This window comes from Streptomyces sp. NPDC055025 (genome assembly GCF_053608565.1).
The window spans coordinates 45,261-63,001 of the sequence record NZ_JBSGVS010000058.1 but is presented as its reverse complement, the minus strand read 5'-3'; the positions used below and the strand labels follow the sequence as shown (position 1 = coordinate 63,001).

Sequence of the window (17,741 nt, the reverse complement as noted above, 5' to 3'; positions counted from 1 at the left end):
GCCCGCACCTGCGTGGTGCGGGCCCCGGCTGCGAGGTACGCGTCCGGGAACTAGGCCGGGACGATGTTCTCCGCCTGCGGGCCCTTCTGGCCCTGCGTGACGTCGAACGAGACCTTCTGGCCCTCCTGGAGCTCACGGAAGCCCTGGGTGGCGATGTTCGAGTAGTGGGCGAAGACGTCGGCGCCGCCGCCGTCCTGCTCGATGAAGCCGAAGCCCTTTTCCGAGTTGAACCACTTCACGGTGCCAGTAGCCATGTCATTCTCCTAAAACAGGTGCAGAGCCGGAAATTCGCACTTTACGAATTCCTCGTCGCCGCATTGAGCCCCATCCGGAGAAGCCGGCAAAAACAATAATGCGCCTGAGGAACATTCCCGTCAGGCGCACATAAAGTTCATGGGTACCAAAACTGCAACGCGGTCAGCCTAGCACGCCTCGGCGCCCGACAGCGATCAGATGCCCTCCTCGTACGGCGGGCCCTCGCCGTTCCCCCGCCGTACGGTGCGCGGCGGCCGTCCGGGGTGCCAGATCCGTACGACCAGCTCCGCACCCTCGACCCCGGTCCGTACGACCTCGGAGAGTTCCACCCGGAAGAGATGGAAGGGCAGCGGCGGGCCGGCCTCCGCCGCGAACCGCGCGAGCGGGGTCGCGTCGGTGACCGCCACGGCCCGCCCGCCGATCCTGGCGTCCCCGTCGCCCGTCGTGTCGCCGGAGCCGGGGTTCGCCTGCACATTGAACCGGGGATCGCGCAGCAGATCCCGTGCCTTGAGGGAATTCGGCATCATGCCGAGCCACAACTCCCCGAAGAGAAAGGTGACTTCGAGCCCCGACACACGAGGGGAGCCGTCCTTGCGGAGGGTCGCCAGCACATGGTGAGGGTACTTCTCGAATCGCCGCCTCACGGTGTCGGCGAAGCCGGGCTCCGCGGACCGGAAATCCGCCCAGGTGAATGTCATGGGTCCAGCCAACCGCCGATACCCGACATCTTCTGTCGGGTATCCGCGCGGATACCCGCGGCGCGCGACGGGCCGGTGTCAGCGCACGATGCCCAGCTCCCGCGCCCGGCTCAGCCAGCGCGGGAACTCGCCGACCAGCCGGTCGTACAGCTCCCCGTCCGTGACCCGCCGCGGGTCCTCGCCCGCGTGGAAGAAACCGGCGTTGTCGACGGGCCGTTTCGCCGGGACGGCGAGGTCGTCGAGCTTGCGGAGGAAGTCGAACTGTCTGCTCTCCGGGTCGCCGAACCCGATGAACTGCCAGAACAGCGGCAGTCCCGCCGCCTTGCACAGATAGCGCTCCGCCGCGTGCTTGCTGATCGGGCCGCCGTCCGTCTGGAAGACCACCAGCGCCGGCGCCGTGGACCCGCTGTCCAGATAGTGGTCGATCACCGCGTCCATCGCCAGGTGGTAGCTGGTCTTGCCCATGTGCCCGAGTCCGGCGACGATCGCGTCGATACGGCCCTGGTGGCCGGCGAGCGAGATGTCCGTCTCGGCGTCGATGTCCGTGGAGAAGATGACGACGGGGACGGTGCCGTCGTCGTCGAGATGGGCGGCCAGACCGAGGACCCGGTCGGCGAGGGCCTGGACGCTGCCGTCCTTGTAGTAGCCCCTCATCGAGCCGGAGTGGTCGAGGACCAGATAGACGGCCGCGCGCCCGCCGTCCAGTCCGTTCTTCAGCAGCGAGACGCCCGCGCTCTTGTAGAGGCTGACGAGCGCGGGCGCCGTCTCCTCGACCTTGCGCAGGCTGATGGCCGATCCCACGGTGTTCCCCCAGGTCAGTCGGTACGCGGATGCCGCCGGTACACGGATCCGCCGAGCCTACGCGAGGTGACGGGCGAGATGACCGGCGAGGTGACCGGCGGCACCGGCACGTCCGCACCGGCACGTCCCGCATGCCACGGCGCCTGCCATCGGTCCGGTCGGGGACAGGGGGCAGGCGCCGCGTCTTGCGGGAGGGCCCGGGAGACGCTCCCCGGGCCGACACCGCCCGTACGCCGTTGTACGGGAGTCTTCTGGGAAGGGACCGGCGGACCGGCGGGCGGAGCGTCAGGCGGTCAGCGCGCGGTCCGTGGGGCGGATCGGGGCCGGCAGATCGCTGGCACCGGTCAGATACCGGTCCACACCGCGCGCCGCCGAACGGCCCTCGGCGATCGCCCACACGATCAGCGACTGTCCGCGGCCCGCGTCACCGGCGACATACACACCGGGGACGTTGGTCGCGAAGTCCGCGTCCCGCGCGATATTGCCGCGCTCGTCCAGCTCCAGACCGAACTGCTCGACCAGGCCGTTCGCCTGGTCCGTGCCGGTGAAGCCCATCGCGAGCGTGACGAGCTGCGCCGGGATGCTGCGCTCGGTGCCGGGCTTCTGTGTCAGCCTTCCGTCCTTGAACTCCACCTCGGCGAGGTGCAGCGACTGGACGTTGCCGTGCTCGTCGCCCTCGAAGTGGGTGGTGGAGACGGAGTAGACCCGCTCGCCGCCCTCCTCGTGCGCGGAGGTGACCTTGTAGAGCATCGGGAAGGTCGGCCACGGCTGGTGCGGGGCGCGCTCGTCGCCGGGCCTCGGCATGATCTCCAGCTGGGTGACGGAGGCGGCGCCCTGGCGGTGGGCCGTACCGACACAGTCCGCGCCGGTGTCGCCGCCGCCGATGACCACGACGTGCTTGCCCTCGGCGGTGATCGGGGAGACGGTCAGATCCCCCTCCTGCACCTTGTTCGAGAGCGGCAGGTACTCCATCGCGAAGTGGACGCCGTTCAGCTCGCGGCCGGGTACGGGCAGATCGCGCGAGACGGTGGCGCCCGCGGCGATGACCACGGCGTCGTACCGCTTGCGCAGCTTGGCCGCGTCGAGGTCCTGGCCGATCTCGATCTCGGTACGGAACTTGGTGCCCTCCGCGCGCATCTGCTCGATACGCCGGTTGATGTGCACCTTCTCCATCTTGAACTCGGGGATGCCGTACCGCAGGAGTCCGCCGATCCGGTCGGCGCGCTCGTACACGGCGACGGTGTGGCCCGCGCGGGTGAGCTGCTGGGCGGCGGCCAGTCCCGCCGGTCCCGAGCCGATCACGGCGACGGTCTTGCCGGAGAGGCGCTCGGGCGGCTGCGGGGTGACATCGCCGCTGTCCCACGCCTTGTCGATGATGGAGACCTCGACGTTCTTGATGGTGACGGCCGGCTGGTTGATGGCGAGGACGCACGCGGACTCACAGGGCGCGGGGCAGAGCCGCCCGGTGAACTCCGGGAAGTTGTTGGTGGCGTGCAGGCGCTCGCTCGCCGCCGTCCAGTCCTCCCGGTACGCGTAGTCGTTCCACTCGGGGATCAGATTCCCCAGCGGACAGCCGTTGTGGCAGAACGGGATGCCGCAGTCCATGCAGCGGCCGGCCTGCTTGCTGATGATCGGGAGCAGCGAGCCCGGAACGTAGACCTCGTTCCAGTCCTTGACGCGCTCCTTCGGGGGGCGGGTTTCGGCGACCTCGCGCCCGGTGGTGAGAAAGCCCTTCGGGTCAGCCATTGGTCGCCGCCTCCATCATCTTCTCGGTGGTCTCGGTCTCCGAGAGACCGGCCAGCTCGGCGGCGTCCTTGGCGGCGAGCACTGCCTTGTACGTGGTCGGGATGATCTTGCTGAAGCGGTCCACGGCGGTGTCCCACTCGGCCAGCAGCTTCTCGGCGACGGTGGAGCCCGTCTCCTCCTGGTGGCGGCGCACCGCATCGTGCAGCCACCGCTTGTCGGTGTCGTCGAGCGGTCCCACGGCCGCGAGGTTCCCGGCGTTGACATGATCCGGGTCGAGGTCGACGACATACGCGATACCGCCGGACATGCCGGCCGCGAAGTTGCGTCCCGTCTCGCCGAGGACGACGGCGTGACCGCCGGTCATGTACTCGCAGCCGTGGTCCCCCACGCCCTCGGAGACGACCGTGGCGCCGGAGTTGCGGACGCAGAAGCGCTCTCCGGTGCGCCCGCGCAGGAACAGCTCGCCGCCGGTCGCGCCGTAGGCGATGGTGTTGCCCGCGATGGTGGAGTACTCGGCGAGATGGTCGGCGCCGCGGTCGGGGCGTACCACGATCCGGCCGCCGGACAGGCCCTTGCCGACATAGTCGTTGGCGTCGCCCTCCAGCCGCAGTGTCACACCGCGCGGCAGGAACGCGCCGAAGGACTGGCCCGCGGAGCCGGTGAAGGTGATGTCGATGGTGTCGTCCGGCAGACCCGCGCCGCCGAACTTCTTGGTCACCTGGTGGCCGAGCATGGTGCCGACGGTGCGGTTGATGTTCCGGATGCCGATCTGGGCGCGTACGGGCTGGGCGGCCTCGGCGCTGCCGGCGCCCAGGGCGTCGGCGGCGAGCTTGATCAGCTCGTTGTCGAGGGCCTTCTCCAGTCCGTGGTCCTGCTCGACCGTCCGGTGGCGTACGGCGTTCCCGGTGAGCGCGGGCACATGGAAGAGGGGCTTGAGGTCGAGGCCCTGGGCCTTCCAGTGGGTCACGGCGCGGTCGGTGTCGAGCAGCTCGGCGTGGCCGACGGCCTCTTCGAGGGTACGGAAGCCCAGCTCGGCCAGGATCTCCCGGACCTCCTGCGCGATGAACTCGAAGAAGTTGACGATGTACTCGGCCTTGCCGGAGAACCGCTCGCGCAGTACCGGGTTCTGGGTGGCGATGCCGACCGGGCAGGTGTCGAGGTGGCAGACGCGCATCATGACGCAGCCGGAGACGACGAGCGGCGCGGTGGCGAAGCCGAACTCCTCGGCGCCGAGGAGCGCGGCGATGACGACATCGCGGCCGGTCTTGAGCTGTCCGTCGGTCTGGACGACGATCCGGTCGCGCAGACCGTTGAGCAGCAGGGTCTGCTGGGTCTCGGCGAGGCCGAGCTCCCAGGGGCCGCCCGCGTGCTTGAGCGAGGTGAGCGGGGAGGCGCCCGTACCGCCGTCGTGGCCCGAGATCAGCACGACATCGGCGTGTGCCTTGGACACACCGGCGGCGACCGTGCCGACACCGACCTCGGAGACCAGCTTCACATGGATACGGGCCCGCGGGTTGGCGTTCTTGAGGTCGTGGATGAGCTGGGCGAGGTCCTCGATGGAGTAGATGTCGTGGTGCGGCGGCGGGGAGATCAGCCCGACCCCGGGGGTGGAGTGCCGGGTCCTGGCGACCCAGGGGTAGACCTTGTGGCCGGGGAGCTGGCCGCCCTCGCCGGGCTTGGCGCCCTGCGCCATCTTGATCTGGATGTCGTCGGCGTTGACCAGATACTCGCTGGTGACGCCGAAGCGCCCGGAGGCGACCTGCTTGATGGAGGAGCGGCGGGCCGGGTCGTAGAGCCGGTCCGCGTCCTCGCCGCCCTCGCCGGTGTTGGACTTGCCGCCGATCCGGTTCATGGCGACGGCGAGCGTCTCGTGCGCCTCGCGGGAGATGGAGCCGTAGGACATGGCGCCGGTGGAGAAGCGCCTGACGATCTCGGAGACCGGCTCGACCTCGTCGACGGGGACCGGCGCGCGGTCGGAGGCGAAGCCGAACAGACCGCGCAGGGTCATCAGCCGCTCGGACTGCTCGTTCACCCGGTCGGTGTACTTCTTGAAGATGTCGTAGCGGCGTGAGCGCGTGGCGTGCTGGAGACGGAAGACCGTCTCCGGGTCGAAGAGGTGCGGCTCGCCCTCGCGGCGCCACTGGTACTCGCCGCCGATCTCCAGCTTGCGGTGGCTGGCGGAGATCCCGGAGGCGGGGTAGCCCCTGGCGTGGCGGGCGGCGACCTCCTCGGCGACGACATCGAGACCGGCACCGCCGATCTTGGTGGCGGTGCCGTTGAAGTACTTCTCGACGAACGCCTCGTCGAGACCGACGGCCTCGAAGACCTGAGCGCCGCGGTAGGACGCGACGGTCGAGATGCCCATCTTGGACATGACCTTGAGGACGCCCTTGCCCAGCGCGTGGATCAGATTGCGGATGGCCCGCTCGGGCGCCAGGCCCTCGATGAACGTACCGGCGCGGACCAGGTCCTCCACGGACTCCATGGCGAGATACGGGTTGACCGCGGCGGCTCCGTATCCGATGAGCAGCGCGACGTGGTGCACCTCGCGGACATCGCCGGCCTCGACCAGCAGCCCCACCTGGGTGCGCCGCTTGGTGCGGATGAGGTGGTGGTGCACGGCGGCGGTGAGCAGCAGCGAGGGGATCGGGGCGTGCTCGGCGTCGGAGTGCCGGTCGGAGAGCACGATGATCCGGGCACCGCTCTCCAGGGCGGCGTCGGTCTCGGCGCAGATCTCCTCGATCCGGGCGGCGAGGGCCTCTCCGCCGCCGCCGACCCGGTAGAGACCGGAGAGGGTCGCGGCCTTCATTCCCGGCATGTCGCCGTCGGCGTTTATGTGCACGAGCTTGGCCAGCTCGTCGTTGTCGATCACCGGAAAGGGCAGGGTGACACTGCGGCAGGACGCGGCGGTCGGCTCCAGCAGATTGCCCTGCGGGCCGAGCGTGGAGCGCAGCGAGGTGACCAGTTCCTCGCGGATCGCGTCCAGCGGCGGGTTGGTGACCTGCGCGAAGAGCTGGGTGAAGTAGTCGAAGAGCAGCCGGGGCCGGGCGGAGAGCGCGGCGATCGGCGAGTCCGTGCCCATGGAGCCGATCGGCTCGGCGCCGGTCCGTGCCATCGGCGCGAGCAGGACGCGCAGCTCCTCCTCGGTGTAGCCGAAGGTCTGCTGGCGGCGGGTGACCGAGGCGTGGGTGTGCACGATGTGCTCGCGCTCGGGGAGGTCCTCCAGCTCGATCTCGCCGGTCTCCAGCCAGTCCTGGTACGGCTTCTCGGCGGCGAGACCCGCCTTGATCTCGTCGTCCTCGATGATGCGGTGCTCGGCGGTGTCGACGAGGAACATCCGGCCGGGCTGGAGCCGGCCCTTGCGGACGACCTTGGCGGGGTCGATGTCGAGGACGCCGACCTCGGAGGAGAGGACGACGAGGCCGTCGTCGGTCACCCAGTAGCGGCCGGGGCGCAGACCGTTGCGGTCGAGGACCGCGCCGACCTGGGTGCCGTCGGTGAAGGTGACACAGGCCGGGCCGTCCCAGGGCTCCATCAGCGTGGCGTGGAACTGGTAGAAGGCCCGTCGGGCGGGGTCCATGGAGTCATGGTTCTCCCATGCCTCGGGGACCATCATCAGCACCGAGTGCGGCAGCGACCGGCCGCCGAGGTGGAGCAGTTCGAGGACCTCGTCGAAGGTCGCGGAGTCGGAGGCGTCGGGCGTACAGACGGGGAAGATCCGCTCCAGCCTGCCGGGGCCGAAGAGGGCGGAGCCGAGCTGGGACTCACGGGCGCGCATCCAGTTGCGGTTGCCCTTGACCGTGTTGATCTCGCCGTTGTGCGCGACGAAGCGGTACGGGTGGGCCAGCGGCCAGCTCGGGAAGGTGTTGGTGGAGAACCGCGAGTGGACCAGCGAGATCGCGGTCGCGAAACGGCGGTCCGAGAGGTCGGGGAAGAACGGTTCGAGCTGGCCGGTGGTGAGCATCCCCTTGTAGACGACCGTCCGGGCGGAGAGCGAGGGGAAGTAGACCCCGGCCTCGCGCTCGGCGCGCTTGCGCAGCAGGAACGCCTTGCGGTCGAGGGCGAGGCCCGTGCTCGTACCGTCCGCGACGAAGAGCTGGCGGAAGGCCGGCATCGTGGCGCGCGCGGTGGCGCCGAGCAGCCCGGGGGCGACGGGGACATCGCGCCAGCCGAGGACGGTCAGGCTCTCCTCGGCCGCGATGGTCTCGATCCGTGAGACGGCCTCGGTGGCGTCGTCGGCGGGCAGGAAGGCGATGCCCACGGCGTACGAGCCGGCCTCGGGCAGCGGGAAACCGGCGACCTCGCGCAGGAACGCGTCCGGCACCTGGAGCAGGATCCCGGCGCCGTCGCCGGAGTCGGGCTCGGATCCGGTGGCGCCGCGGTGTTCGAGATTGCGCAGTACGGTCAGCGCCTGCTCCACCAGCGCGTGGCTGGCTACACCGGTGAGGGTGGCCACGAACCCGACACCACAGGCGTCGTGCTCGTTACGGGGGTCGTACATGCCCTGAGGGGCAGGGCGACCGTCCATGGGCGACCAGGCGTCGGAACGCATCGGCTCTCCCGTCGTCGTTTGTTCGGCGTGGCAATTCGCGATTACCGAGGGACGACGCTGGCCCTCCAAGAAATTTCGTGCAGGTTACATGATGGGTAGCTTCTCGGGAAGCGGATAGCTCATTCCAGCATGTGGACACCGCTCGTGGCGGTGGATATGGGGATCGGACGGACGGATCGCCGCCCGTCCGGGGTGGCGGAGCAGGGCTTCATTGCCCGCGGCGCCTACGGCTCATGCCCGGTCGTCAACGACCCGAAACCGCTGGGTAACGACTCACTATGTGGCGCCCGGCATAGTGTCTCACCCCCGCGCGCGCGGACACCCGGGGATGTACGTCACAGGGTGGGGCTTTTGTGCCCGTACCGCAAGGCCGGGCGGGGGCCTGGGGAGCTGTTCGGGGGCGTGTGCGAATTCCCGGTACTCACGGTGTTACGGAGACATGGCTTGAGGACGACAGACCGCCCGCACGCCGGGGCCCGGACCGTGTCGTACGCCTGGGCCCGGACAGTCCCGTACGCCTGGGCCCGGACCATCCCGTACGCCGGGGCCGGACCGGGCGCGGGGGTCAGACCGCCGCGCCGAACAGGGCTCCGAGCCCGTAGGTGAGCGCCGCGGCCGTCCCGCCCAGTACGAGCTGCCGCAGCCCGCTGTACCACCAGCTCCGCGCGGTCACCCGGGCCACCAGCGCGCCGCAGGCGAACAGCCCGCTCAGCGCCAGCGCCACCGCGGGCCAGAGCGCCGTGGCGCCCAGCAGATACGGCAGTACGGGCAGCAGCGCGCCCAGCGCGAACGAGCCGAACGACGACACCGCGGCGACCGTCGGCGAGGGCAGATCGTCGGGGTCGATCCCCAGCTCCTCGCGCGCGTGTATCTCCAGCGCCTGCTCGGGATCGGCCGAGAGCTGCCGGGCCACCTCACGGGCGAGCGCGGGCTCCACGCCCCGCGACTCGTACAGCGCGGCCAGCTCCTCCATCTCGTCCGCGGGATGCTTGCGCAGTTCCCCGCGCTCCACCTCCAGCTCCGCCTGGACCAGCTCACGCTGGGAGGCCACCGAGGTGTACTCGCCCGCGGCCATCGAGAAGGCGCCGGCCGCGAGTCCCGCGAGCCCGGTGATCACGATCGTCTGCTGGGAGACCGCCCCGCCGGCGACGCCCGTCATCAGCGCCAGGTTCGAGACCAGTCCGTCCATCGCGCCGAAGACCGCGGGACGCAGCCAGCCGCCGTTCACATCGCGGTGCGTGTGGTTGTCGCGGTGCGCCTCGTGGAGCGTGGCCTCGGTCTCGATGATGGACATGGTTCTCCCCTTCTTCCCGGAGGGTGGATCCAGGCCCTTCCACGGGCCGGTCCCAACCTCCCAACGCTCCGAAAGTACGCACGAAAAAGCGCTCCCGCCAGCAAGGAAGGCCGTACTTACCAGGCATGACAGGCCATCGGCACCGGAGAGCGCCGGCCGCGCCACCCGGGTGACAGCGGCGTTTCCCGGACTCCCCGGGCGCCCGGTGTGGCACAGATCCAGGAACACCGGCTCGCGCGAAAGGGCCACATGATGGAGTCCACCGCGAGCGATCCCGCCGCCCCTCCCGCCGCCGACCGGCGCGACGGGCTCGCCGTACTCCGCGACCGGGCGCGCGGCGCGCTGCTGGGACTCGCCGTCGGTGACGCGCTCGGCGCCCCGGCGGAGAACATGCGGCCCTCCGAGATCCGCCGCCGCTGGGGCCGTATCGAGGGCTTCGTGTCCGACAACCCGGCGGGTACGGACGACACGGAATACGCCATCTTCTCCGGACTGCTGCTGGCCAGACACGGCTCCGCGCTGACCGTCGCCCATGTCGAGAAGGCCTGGCACCACTGGCTCGCGGACCTGGACGAGGGCCCGTTCCGCGGCGCGGGCTTCAGTGAGCGCGGCACGCTGGAGAATCTGCGGCGCGGGCTCGCGGCCCCGATCACGGCCCAGCACCGGCACGCCTGGAGCGACGGTCTGGCGATGCGCGCGGCTCCCTTCGGTGTGTTCGCGGCGGGCCGCCCGCGCGAGGCGGCGCGGCTGGTCGCCGTCGACGGCAGTGTCAGCCACGACGGCGAGGGCATCTACGGAGGCCGCGCGGTGGCGGCCGGTGTCGCCGCCGCGATGACCGGCGCCGGACCGGACTCGGTGGTCGCGGCGGCGCTCTCGGTCGTCCCCATGGACTCGTGGACGGCCCGCACCCTGCGCCGGGGGGTCGTCGCCGCGCGGCGGGAGTACCCCGACACCCTCACGCTGGAGCGCGCCGTCCGCTCCTCGGTGGTCATCGGCGGCTACCCCTGGACCGATCTGGCCCCGGAGGCGGTGGGCCTGGCCTTCGGGGCGTTCGCCGCGGCCCGGGGCGACTTCCGCGGGTCGGTCCTGACCGCCGTCAACATGGGCCGGGACGCGGACACCACGGCGGCGGTGGCGGGCGCCCTGGCCGGAGCGGTGTCCGGGGCCTGTGCGATTCCGCCGGAATGGTCCTCGGTCATCGGACCCGCGCGGGGGAGCTGTCTGCCCTCGATGCGCGGTTACCACGTGCTGGACATCGCGGATCTGCTGACGCCCGACGAGGACGAGGTGGCGTCATGAACCCGGGGGCCGGTGGCGCTCCGCCGGGGACGCCGTATCCGGGCACCGGCACCGGGCGGGACCCGCTGCGGCGGATCGAGGGGCTGCTGCTCGGGCTGGCCGCCGGGGACGCCGCCGGGTGGCCCGCCGCCCGGCACCGGGCCGCCCGGATGCCCGAGTGGACCCGTCGCCTCACCCGTGAGCTGGACACCTTCGCCGAACAGAACGCGACCACCACCCTCCCCGTCCCGATCGCGCTCAACCAGCCCCCCGAGCCGCTCCGGCTCGGCCCCTCCGACGATGCCGAGTGGGCCGCCTTCACCGCCGAGTCCGTACTCACCGCCGCCGGGGATTACTTCCCCGGTCTCGGCGCCGACCGCCGGATGCGCGCCGCCGTCGACCTCTCCTGGAACTCCCTCGCCAGCGAGATCGCCGCCGCCGCCAACCGCGCGCCCGAGGTCGAGTCCGCCGTACCGCCCCTGCGGGCCCGGATCTCCGTACGCGCGGGGCTCGGCAATCTCGCCACCGGGCTGCGCCCGCCCGCCACCGGCCATGACAACCCGCACTTCTTCGACGACGCCGCCTGCGTCCGGGCCACCGTTCTCGCCGTCGTCCACCCCGGCGACCCGTCCGCCGCCGCCGAACTCGCCGAGTTCGACGCCCGGTACACCCAGGACGGGGACGGGGTGCACGGCGCCCGCGCCATGGCCGCCGCCGTGGCGGGCGCGCTCGGCGGCGCGGACGCCGAGACGGCCGTCGACGCCGCCCTCGCCCAGTTGCCCGGCACCACGGAGATCGGCAGGAACGCCCGGCACGCCCTCAAGCTGGCCCGGGACTTCGCCGGGGAGCCGGCCGGTGCCTTCGCGCTCGTGCCCCTGCTGGAGCATCAGATCGTCGACCATGTCTACAGCTACGGCATCGCCGCCGCCGAGACCGTCCCCGTCGCCCTCGCCCTCACCCTCGCCGCGCGTGGCGAGGTCACCGGCGCGGTGCCCGCCGCCGCCTGTCTCTCCCGGGTCGCCGACTCCGCGCCCGCCCTCGCCGGCGCGCTGACCGGCGCACTCGGCGGCGGTGACTCCGTACCCGCCACCTGGCGGGACGCCTGCCGCACCCTCGCGGGCTGCGCCCTGCCCCGGCTCGCCAGAACCGATCTCGTGGAACTCGCCGGGCTGCTGACAGCCACGGAACTGACAGCTCCGGGTGGACAATTCCGGCATGACGACGCTGAGCACTCCCCCCGCACCGGCCCCGGAGCCGACCCCGGCCGCCGGCCCGACCGGCCCGACCGGCACCCGTACCGCACCGGGTACGACGGACGCGCGCACGAAGGGCGCGCACACGCCGACACGTACCCTCGCTGACCGGATCACCGGCTGTCTGATCGGAGCGGCGGTCGGTGACGCGCTCGGCGGTCCGGTCGAGGGGTACTCACCCGAGCAGATCGTCGAACGCCACGACGGCCGGGTCTCCGGCATCGTCGGCCCCTGGAACGAGAACTGGCGCACCGCCCGCCCCATCGCCCCCTACCACAAGGGCGACGGCCATGTGACCGACGACACCCTGATGACCCATGCGCTGGTCCGGGTGTACGAGACCGTACGCGACCATCTCGACGCGTACGCGATCGCCGACCATCTCGTCCCCGATCTGATGACCACCCCCCGCTGGATCCCCGAACTGGAGACCGAGGCGCTGCTCCTCCAGCGGGTCTTCCTCGCCGAGAAGTGGATGGTCGCCCGGCTGCACTACGGGCATGTCGACCCGCGCGAGGCGGGCACCGGGAACATCGTCAACTGCGGTGCCGCGATGTACATGGCACCGGTGGGGCTGGTCAACGCGGCGCATCCGGCCGCCGCGTACGCCGAGGCGATCGACATCGCGGGCGCGCACCAGTCGTCGTACGGGCGTGAGGCCGCAGGGGTGTTCGCCGCGGCGGTCGCCGCCGCGTGCCTCCCGGACGCCACGCCCGCGACCGTCGTCGAGACCTGTCTCGCGCTCGCGAAGGACGGCACGCGCGCCGCGATCCGGGCGGTACGCGAGGTCGCCTCCCGGCACCGTGACACGGAGTCCGCGCTGCGCGGACTGCGTGAGGCCGTCGCCCCCTTCGACACGGTCGGCCCCCACTACCGCAGTCCGGCGCTGGGCGCCCGCCGTCCCTCCCGGGTGCACTCCATCGAGGAACTCCCCATCGCCCTGGGGATGTTGCTGATCGGCGGCGGCGACTACCACCGTACGGTGCTGGGCTCGGTCAACTACGGACGGGACTGCGACTCGATCGCCACCATGAGCGGGGCGCTCGCCGGGGCGCTGGGCGGCGAGTCCGCCGTCCCCGCGGAGTGGGCGAGGCGCGTGGCCGACGCGAGCCGGCTCGATCTGCACGCTCCGGCGCGGGCGCTGACGGAGGTGGCGTACGAGGTCTTCACCCGCGACACGGAACGGCGGCGCGCGCACGAGAGCGCGTTCGCGCGGATGACGGACGCGCGGCTGATCGACGCCCCGGGCGACGCCGCCGACGCGGCCGACGGCCCGTACGGGACCTCGCGCGGCGGCCCGCACGACGCCCCGCACGACGCCCGGCGCACGGAGACCCGGCCGGCGGCGGCGCGATGACGGACCTCCGCGTCACCTGGGTGCAGCCCGAGGATCTGCTCGGTCACGAGCTGCGCCAGGCCTCGGAGGACGGCCGCGACGCGACGGCCGTCGCCCACCGCTGGCACCTGGCGGGCGGCGCCCCGGCCCCGCCCCGCGCGGGCGCCTCCCCCGCTCCCCCGCCCCCGCGTCTGCGCGCGCTGGCCGGGGAACTGCTCGACGAACTCGCGGCGCTGCCGACCGCGCGGGAGCGGTACGAGCCGACGCACCTCCCCGCGATCAGATCGGCCTGCCCGTCCTGGCCGGCCGCCCCGGACACGGCACCTCGCGAGACCGGCGGGAGTGCCCGCCGTCCCCCCACGGGTCCCGCCGTCGCCCGGCTCCAGGCCGCCTGGCTCGGCCGGGCGGCCGGGTGTCTGCTGGGCAAGCCCGTCGAGAAGCTGCCCCTGCGGGGTATCAGGGCCCTCGCGCACGCCACCGGCAACTGGCCGCTGCACACCTGGTTCACCGCCGAGGGGCTCCCCCCGGATCTCGCCGGCACGTATCCCTGGAACCGCCGCTCCGCGCCCACCTCGCTCGCCGAGAACATCGACGGGATGCCCGAGGACGACGACCTCAACTACCCCGTGCTCAATCTGCTGCTGCTCCAGCGTCACGGCCGGGACTTCACCACCTCGGACGTCGCGCGGCTCTGGCTGGACGAGCTGCCGGCCGCGCGTACGTTCACCGCCGAGCGTGTCGCGTACCGCAATCTGCTCTGCGGGATCGAGCCGCCGTGCACCGCCCGCTACCGCAACCCGTTCCGGGAGTGGATCGGCGCGGCGATCCGGGCCGACATGCACGGCTGGACGCACCCCGGCGACCCCGGGGCCGCCGCCGTGCGGGCGCACCGGGACGCGACGCTCACGCACACCGCGAACGGGGTGTACGGCGCGATGTTCGTCGCGGCGGCCGTCGCCGCCGCGGCCGGGCCGCCGGACACCGGGCCCCCCGCCGCCAGGGCTCACGATGTGCACGCCTGCCTCCGAGCCGGGCTGTCCGTCGTACCGCCCGGCTCCCGGCTCGCCGAGGCCGTGCGCTTCGGGATCCGGTCCGCCCGCGCCCAGGCCGACTTCGCGACCGTCGTCGACCGGCTGCACACCGTCTACGGCCACTACCACTGGGTCCACGCCGTGCCCAACGCCGCCCTGCTCGCCGCGGCGCTCACCCACGCCGACGGTGACTTCGGCGGCTCCATCTGCCGGGCCGTGTCCGGCGGCTGGGACACCGACTCGAACGGCGCCACGGCCGGTTCGATCGCCGGACTGCTCGCCGGGCACCCGGCCGCGCTGCCCGAGCGGTGGACGGCCCCGCTCAAGAACAGGCTGGCCACCTCCGTCGCCGGCCTCGACGGCATCGGCTTCGACACGCTCGCAGAACTCACCCACAGGGAGGCGCTCCGCCCATGACCGGCATCGTGGTCCTCGGCAGCACCAATATGGATCTTGTCGCGTACGTCGCGCGCGCCCCGAAGCTCGGGGAGACCGTCACGGGGCGGGAGTTCCGTACGATCCCCGGCGGCAAGGGCGCCAACCAGGCCGTCGCCGCCGCCCGCGCGGGCGGCGAGGTGGCGATGATCGGCGCCGTCGGCGCGGACGAGTACGGCGAGCTGCTGCGGCACACGCTCGCCGCGTCCGCCGTCGACACGGACCTGCTGCGCACCGTCGAGGGCCCCTCCGGCACGGCCCATGTCGTCGTCGACGACGACGGCGGCAACGCGATCGTGGTGATCCCCGGCGCGAACGGCACCGTCACCCATCTCGTCCCCGGCGACGAGACCGTCATCGCCGCCGCCGACTCCCTGCTCCTCCAGCTCGAACTGCCGGTCGCCGCCGTACTGGCCGGAGCCGAGGCGGCCCGCCGCCACGGCGTACGGACCGTACTCACCCCCGCCCCCGCGCAGCCCCTGCCGCCGGGCCTGCTCGCCACCGTCGATCTGCTGGTCCCCAACGAGCACGAGGCGGCCACCCTCACCGGGGTCGCCGACGCCCACGCCTCGGCCGGGATCCTGCTCCAGCAGGTCCCCGAGGTCGTGATCACCCTCGGCGCCGCGGGCAGTCTGTACGCGGCCCGGGGCGCCAGGACCGTCACCGTGCCCGCGCCCCGGGTCGAGGCCGTGGACAGCACGGGCGCCGGTGACACCTATGTGGGCGCGCTCGCCGTCGCGCTCGGCGAGGGCCGTCCGATGCCCGAGGCGATGCGGTGGGCCTCCGCCGCCGCCGCGCTCTGCGTCCAGCGCCACGGGGCGTCCACCTCCATGCCGTACCGCACCGAGATCGAGGCCTGAATGACCGCGTCCGCTCCCTCCACGCCTCCCGCCACCCCCGCCGCCACCCCTCCCTCCGCGCCCCCTTCCTCCGCGCCGGAAGCCCCCGACGGCGCTCCCGCCCCCGCCGGCACCCCAGCTCCCTCCGGCACCCCCGTTTCCGCCCCGCTCTCCGGTCTGCGGGTGCTCGATCTCGCGACCCTCTTCGCGGGTCCGCTCGCCGCCACCCTGCTCGGCGACTTCGGCGCCGACGTCATCAAGGTCGAACACCCCACCCGCCCCGACCCCTCGCGCGGCCACGGCCCCGCCAAGGACGGTGTGGGCCTGTGGTGGAAGCTGCTCGGCCGCAACAAGCGCGCCATCACCCTCGACCTCTCCACCCCGGGCGGACGCGACCTGCTGCTCCGGCTCGCCGCCGGCACGGATGTGATCATCGAGAACTTCCGGCCGGGCACCCTGGAGAAATGGGGCCTCGGCTGGACCGAACTCTCCCTGGCCAATCCCCGGCTCGTACTGACCCGGGTGACGGGCTTCGGCCAGTTCGGCCCGTACGCCCACCGCCCCGGATTCGGCACCCTCGCCGAGGCGATGAGCGGCTTCGCGGCCGTCACGGGCGAGCCCGACGGACCGCCCACACTGCCGCCCTTCGGTCTCGCCGACTCCATCGCCGCGCTGGCCACGGCGTACGCGGTGATGACCGCGCTCGGCGGCCGGACCCTGACGGGCCGTGGCCAGGTGGTCGACATGGCGATCATCGAGCCGATCCTGACCGTGCTGGGACCGCAGCCGCTCTGGTACGACCAGCTCGGCTTCGTCCAGCCCCGTACGGGCAACCGCTCCACCAACAACGCCCCGCGCAACACGTACCGGGCCGCCGACGGCTCCTGGCTGGCGGTCTCCACCTCGGCGCAGTCGGTCGCGGAACGGGTGATGCGGCTGGTGGGCCGGCCGGAGCTGATCGCCGAGCCGTGGTTCACCACCGGCAGCGGCCGGGCCCAGCACGCGGACGTCCTCGACGAGGCGGTCGGCGGCTGGATCGCCCGGCACACCCGCGCCGAGGCGATGGCCGCCTTCGAGCGGGCCGAGGCGGCGATCGCGCCCGTCTACGACATCCGGGACGTCATGGCGGATCCGCAGTACCGGGCGCTGGACAGCGTCACCGAGGTCCCCGATCCCGAGCTGGGCACCCTGCGGATGCAGAACGTCCTCTTCCGGCTCTCCGAGACCCCGGGCGCCATCCGCTGGGCGGGCCGCCCCCATGGCGCGGACACCGACGCGGTCCTGGCCGAGCTGGGCCTGTCCACGTCCGAGATCGGCGCGCTCCGGGCGGACGGGGCGCTATGACCATCCCCCTCACCTGGCTGTATGTCCCCGGGGACCGTCCGGAGGTGATGGCGAAGGCGCTGTCCTGCGGCGCGGACGTCGTGATCGTGGACCTGGAGGACGCGGTGGCGCCCGACCGGAAGGAGTACGCGCGCGATTCCATCGCCGACCTGCTGTCCTCGCCCCACCCGGTCCCGCTCCATGTCCGGATCGCCGACGAGCACGACCTGATGCCGCTGGTCGGCCTGCCGGGACTGGCCGGGCTCCGCCTCCCGAAGGTGACCCACGCCTCCGACATCCACCGGATCGCGGCCCGCGCCCCGGACATCGCGCTCTACGCCCTGCTCGAATCGGCGCTGGCCCTGGAGAACGCCCACGCCATCGCGGGCGCGCACCCCGCGGTACGGGGGATCTCCCTCGGCGAGGCGGACCTCCGCGCCGATCTGGGGGTACGGGACGACTCCGGCCTGGACTGGGCCCGTAGCCGGGCCGTGGTGGCGGCCCGCGCGGCGGGCCTGTCCCCGCCGGTCCAGTCGGTGTTCCCCGACGTCCGTGACCTGGACGGGCTCGCGGCCTCCTGCCGCCACGGCCGGGCCCTGGGGCTGCTGGGCCGCGCGGCCATCCATCCCCGCCAGCTCCCGGTCATCGAGCGGTCCTATCTCCCCACGCCGCGGGAGGTCGGCGAGGCCGAGGAGATCGTCGAGGCGGCGGCGGCCGACGCGGGCGCCCACGCCCTCCCCGACGGACGCTTCGTCGACGCGGCGATCGTGGCGGCGGCGAGGAGAACGCTCGCGCTGGCCCGGCGTGACGGTGCGCGTCACGGCTGAAGCCGGCCACGACCAGCACACGAGACACGAGACACGACCAGCACACGAAAACGGGGCCCGTCGAAACGGACCC

The 17,741-nt window shown here is 72.5% G+C and carries 13 protein-coding genes; 7 read left to right on the top strand and 6 right to left on the bottom strand.

Annotated elements, in window-relative coordinates:
- Nucleotides 1-50: 50 nt before the first annotated feature.
- The 6 genes from ACWGDX_RS30095 to ACWGDX_RS30070 all read right to left on the bottom strand — a co-directional run bounded on the left by ACWGDX_RS30095 (nucleotide 51) and on the right by ACWGDX_RS30070 (nucleotide 9,346).
- The gene (locus tag ACWGDX_RS30095) at nucleotides 51-254 is read right to left on the bottom strand and encodes a cold-shock protein (RefSeq protein ID WP_015607926.1); all 204 of its coding nucleotides are present in this window, start codon (nucleotides 252-254) and stop codon (nucleotides 51-53) included.
- Nucleotides 255-449: 195 nt separating this feature from the next.
- Nucleotides 450-953, bottom strand: a complete 504-nt coding sequence (locus ACWGDX_RS30090; protein ID WP_453630608.1) for a pyridoxamine 5'-phosphate oxidase family protein — start codon at nucleotides 951-953, stop codon at nucleotides 450-452.
- Between the two features lie 78 nt (nucleotides 954-1,031).
- On the bottom strand, nucleotides 1,032-1,754 hold the full coding sequence (locus ACWGDX_RS30085; RefSeq protein WP_453630606.1) for a vWA domain-containing protein: 723 nt from the start codon (nucleotides 1,752-1,754) through the stop codon (nucleotides 1,032-1,034).
- Nucleotides 1,755-2,039: 285 nt separating this feature from the next.
- Nucleotides 2,040-3,500, bottom strand: coding sequence for a glutamate synthase subunit beta (locus ACWGDX_RS30080; RefSeq protein WP_453630604.1), 1,461 nt, complete (start codon nucleotides 3,498-3,500; stop codon nucleotides 2,040-2,042).
- Nucleotides 3,493-8,052 carry a glutamate synthase large subunit gene (gene gltB / locus ACWGDX_RS30075; RefSeq protein WP_453630602.1) on the bottom strand — a complete coding sequence of 1,520 codons (4,560 nt, stop codon included), beginning with the start codon at nucleotides 8,050-8,052 and terminating at the stop codon, nucleotides 3,493-3,495. The genes ACWGDX_RS30080 and gltB overlap by 8 nt, the downstream gene beginning before the upstream one ends.
- Before the next feature lie 565 nt (nucleotides 8,053-8,617).
- Nucleotides 8,618-9,346 carry a VIT1/CCC1 transporter family protein gene (locus ACWGDX_RS30070; RefSeq protein ID WP_453630600.1) on the bottom strand — a complete coding sequence of 243 codons (729 nt, stop codon included), beginning with the start codon at nucleotides 9,344-9,346 and terminating at the stop codon, nucleotides 8,618-8,620.
- 252 nt (nucleotides 9,347-9,598) lie between these two features.
- On the opposite strand from ACWGDX_RS30070, the gene ACWGDX_RS30065 reads away from it, so the two are divergent.
- Genes ACWGDX_RS30065 through ACWGDX_RS30035 form a run of 7 tightly spaced genes read left to right on the top strand, consistent with a single transcriptional unit; the run spans nucleotide 9,599 to nucleotide 17,668 of the window.
- Nucleotides 9,599-10,645 carry an ADP-ribosylglycohydrolase family protein gene (locus ACWGDX_RS30065; protein WP_453630624.1) on the top strand — a complete coding sequence of 349 codons (1,047 nt, stop codon included), beginning with the start codon at nucleotides 9,599-9,601 and terminating at the stop codon, nucleotides 10,643-10,645.
- The gene (locus tag ACWGDX_RS30060) at nucleotides 10,642-11,985 is read left to right on the top strand and encodes an ADP-ribosylglycohydrolase family protein (protein WP_453630598.1); all 1,344 of its coding nucleotides are present in this window, start codon (nucleotides 10,642-10,644) and stop codon (nucleotides 11,983-11,985) included. Before ACWGDX_RS30065 ends, ACWGDX_RS30060 begins: the two co-directional genes overlap by 4 nt.
- Nucleotides 11,986-11,989: 4 nt before the next feature.
- Entirely contained in the window at nucleotides 11,990-13,234 is a 1,245-nt protein-coding gene (locus ACWGDX_RS30055; protein WP_453630622.1) for an ADP-ribosylglycohydrolase family protein, read from the top strand.
- On the top strand, nucleotides 13,231-14,661 hold the full coding sequence (locus tag ACWGDX_RS30050; protein WP_453630596.1) for an ADP-ribosylglycohydrolase family protein: 1,431 nt from the start codon (nucleotides 13,231-13,233) through the stop codon (nucleotides 14,659-14,661). Before ACWGDX_RS30055 ends, ACWGDX_RS30050 begins: the two co-directional genes overlap by 4 nt.
- The gene (gene rbsK, locus ACWGDX_RS30045) at nucleotides 14,658-15,539 is read left to right on the top strand and encodes a ribokinase (protein WP_453630594.1); all 882 of its coding nucleotides are present in this window, start codon (nucleotides 14,658-14,660) and stop codon (nucleotides 15,537-15,539) included. Before ACWGDX_RS30050 ends, rbsK begins: the two co-directional genes overlap by 4 nt.
- Complete coding sequence (locus ACWGDX_RS30040; RefSeq protein ID WP_453630592.1) at nucleotides 15,540-16,862, top strand: CaiB/BaiF CoA transferase family protein; 1,323 nt, start codon at nucleotides 15,540-15,542, stop codon at nucleotides 16,860-16,862.
- Nucleotides 16,859-17,668 (top strand): HpcH/HpaI aldolase/citrate lyase family protein, encoded by an 810-nt coding sequence (locus tag ACWGDX_RS30035; protein ID WP_453630590.1) that lies wholly within the window; start codon nucleotides 16,859-16,861, stop codon nucleotides 17,666-17,668. Before ACWGDX_RS30040 ends, ACWGDX_RS30035 begins: the two co-directional genes overlap by 4 nt.
- Nucleotides 17,669-17,741: the final 73 nt, after the last annotated feature.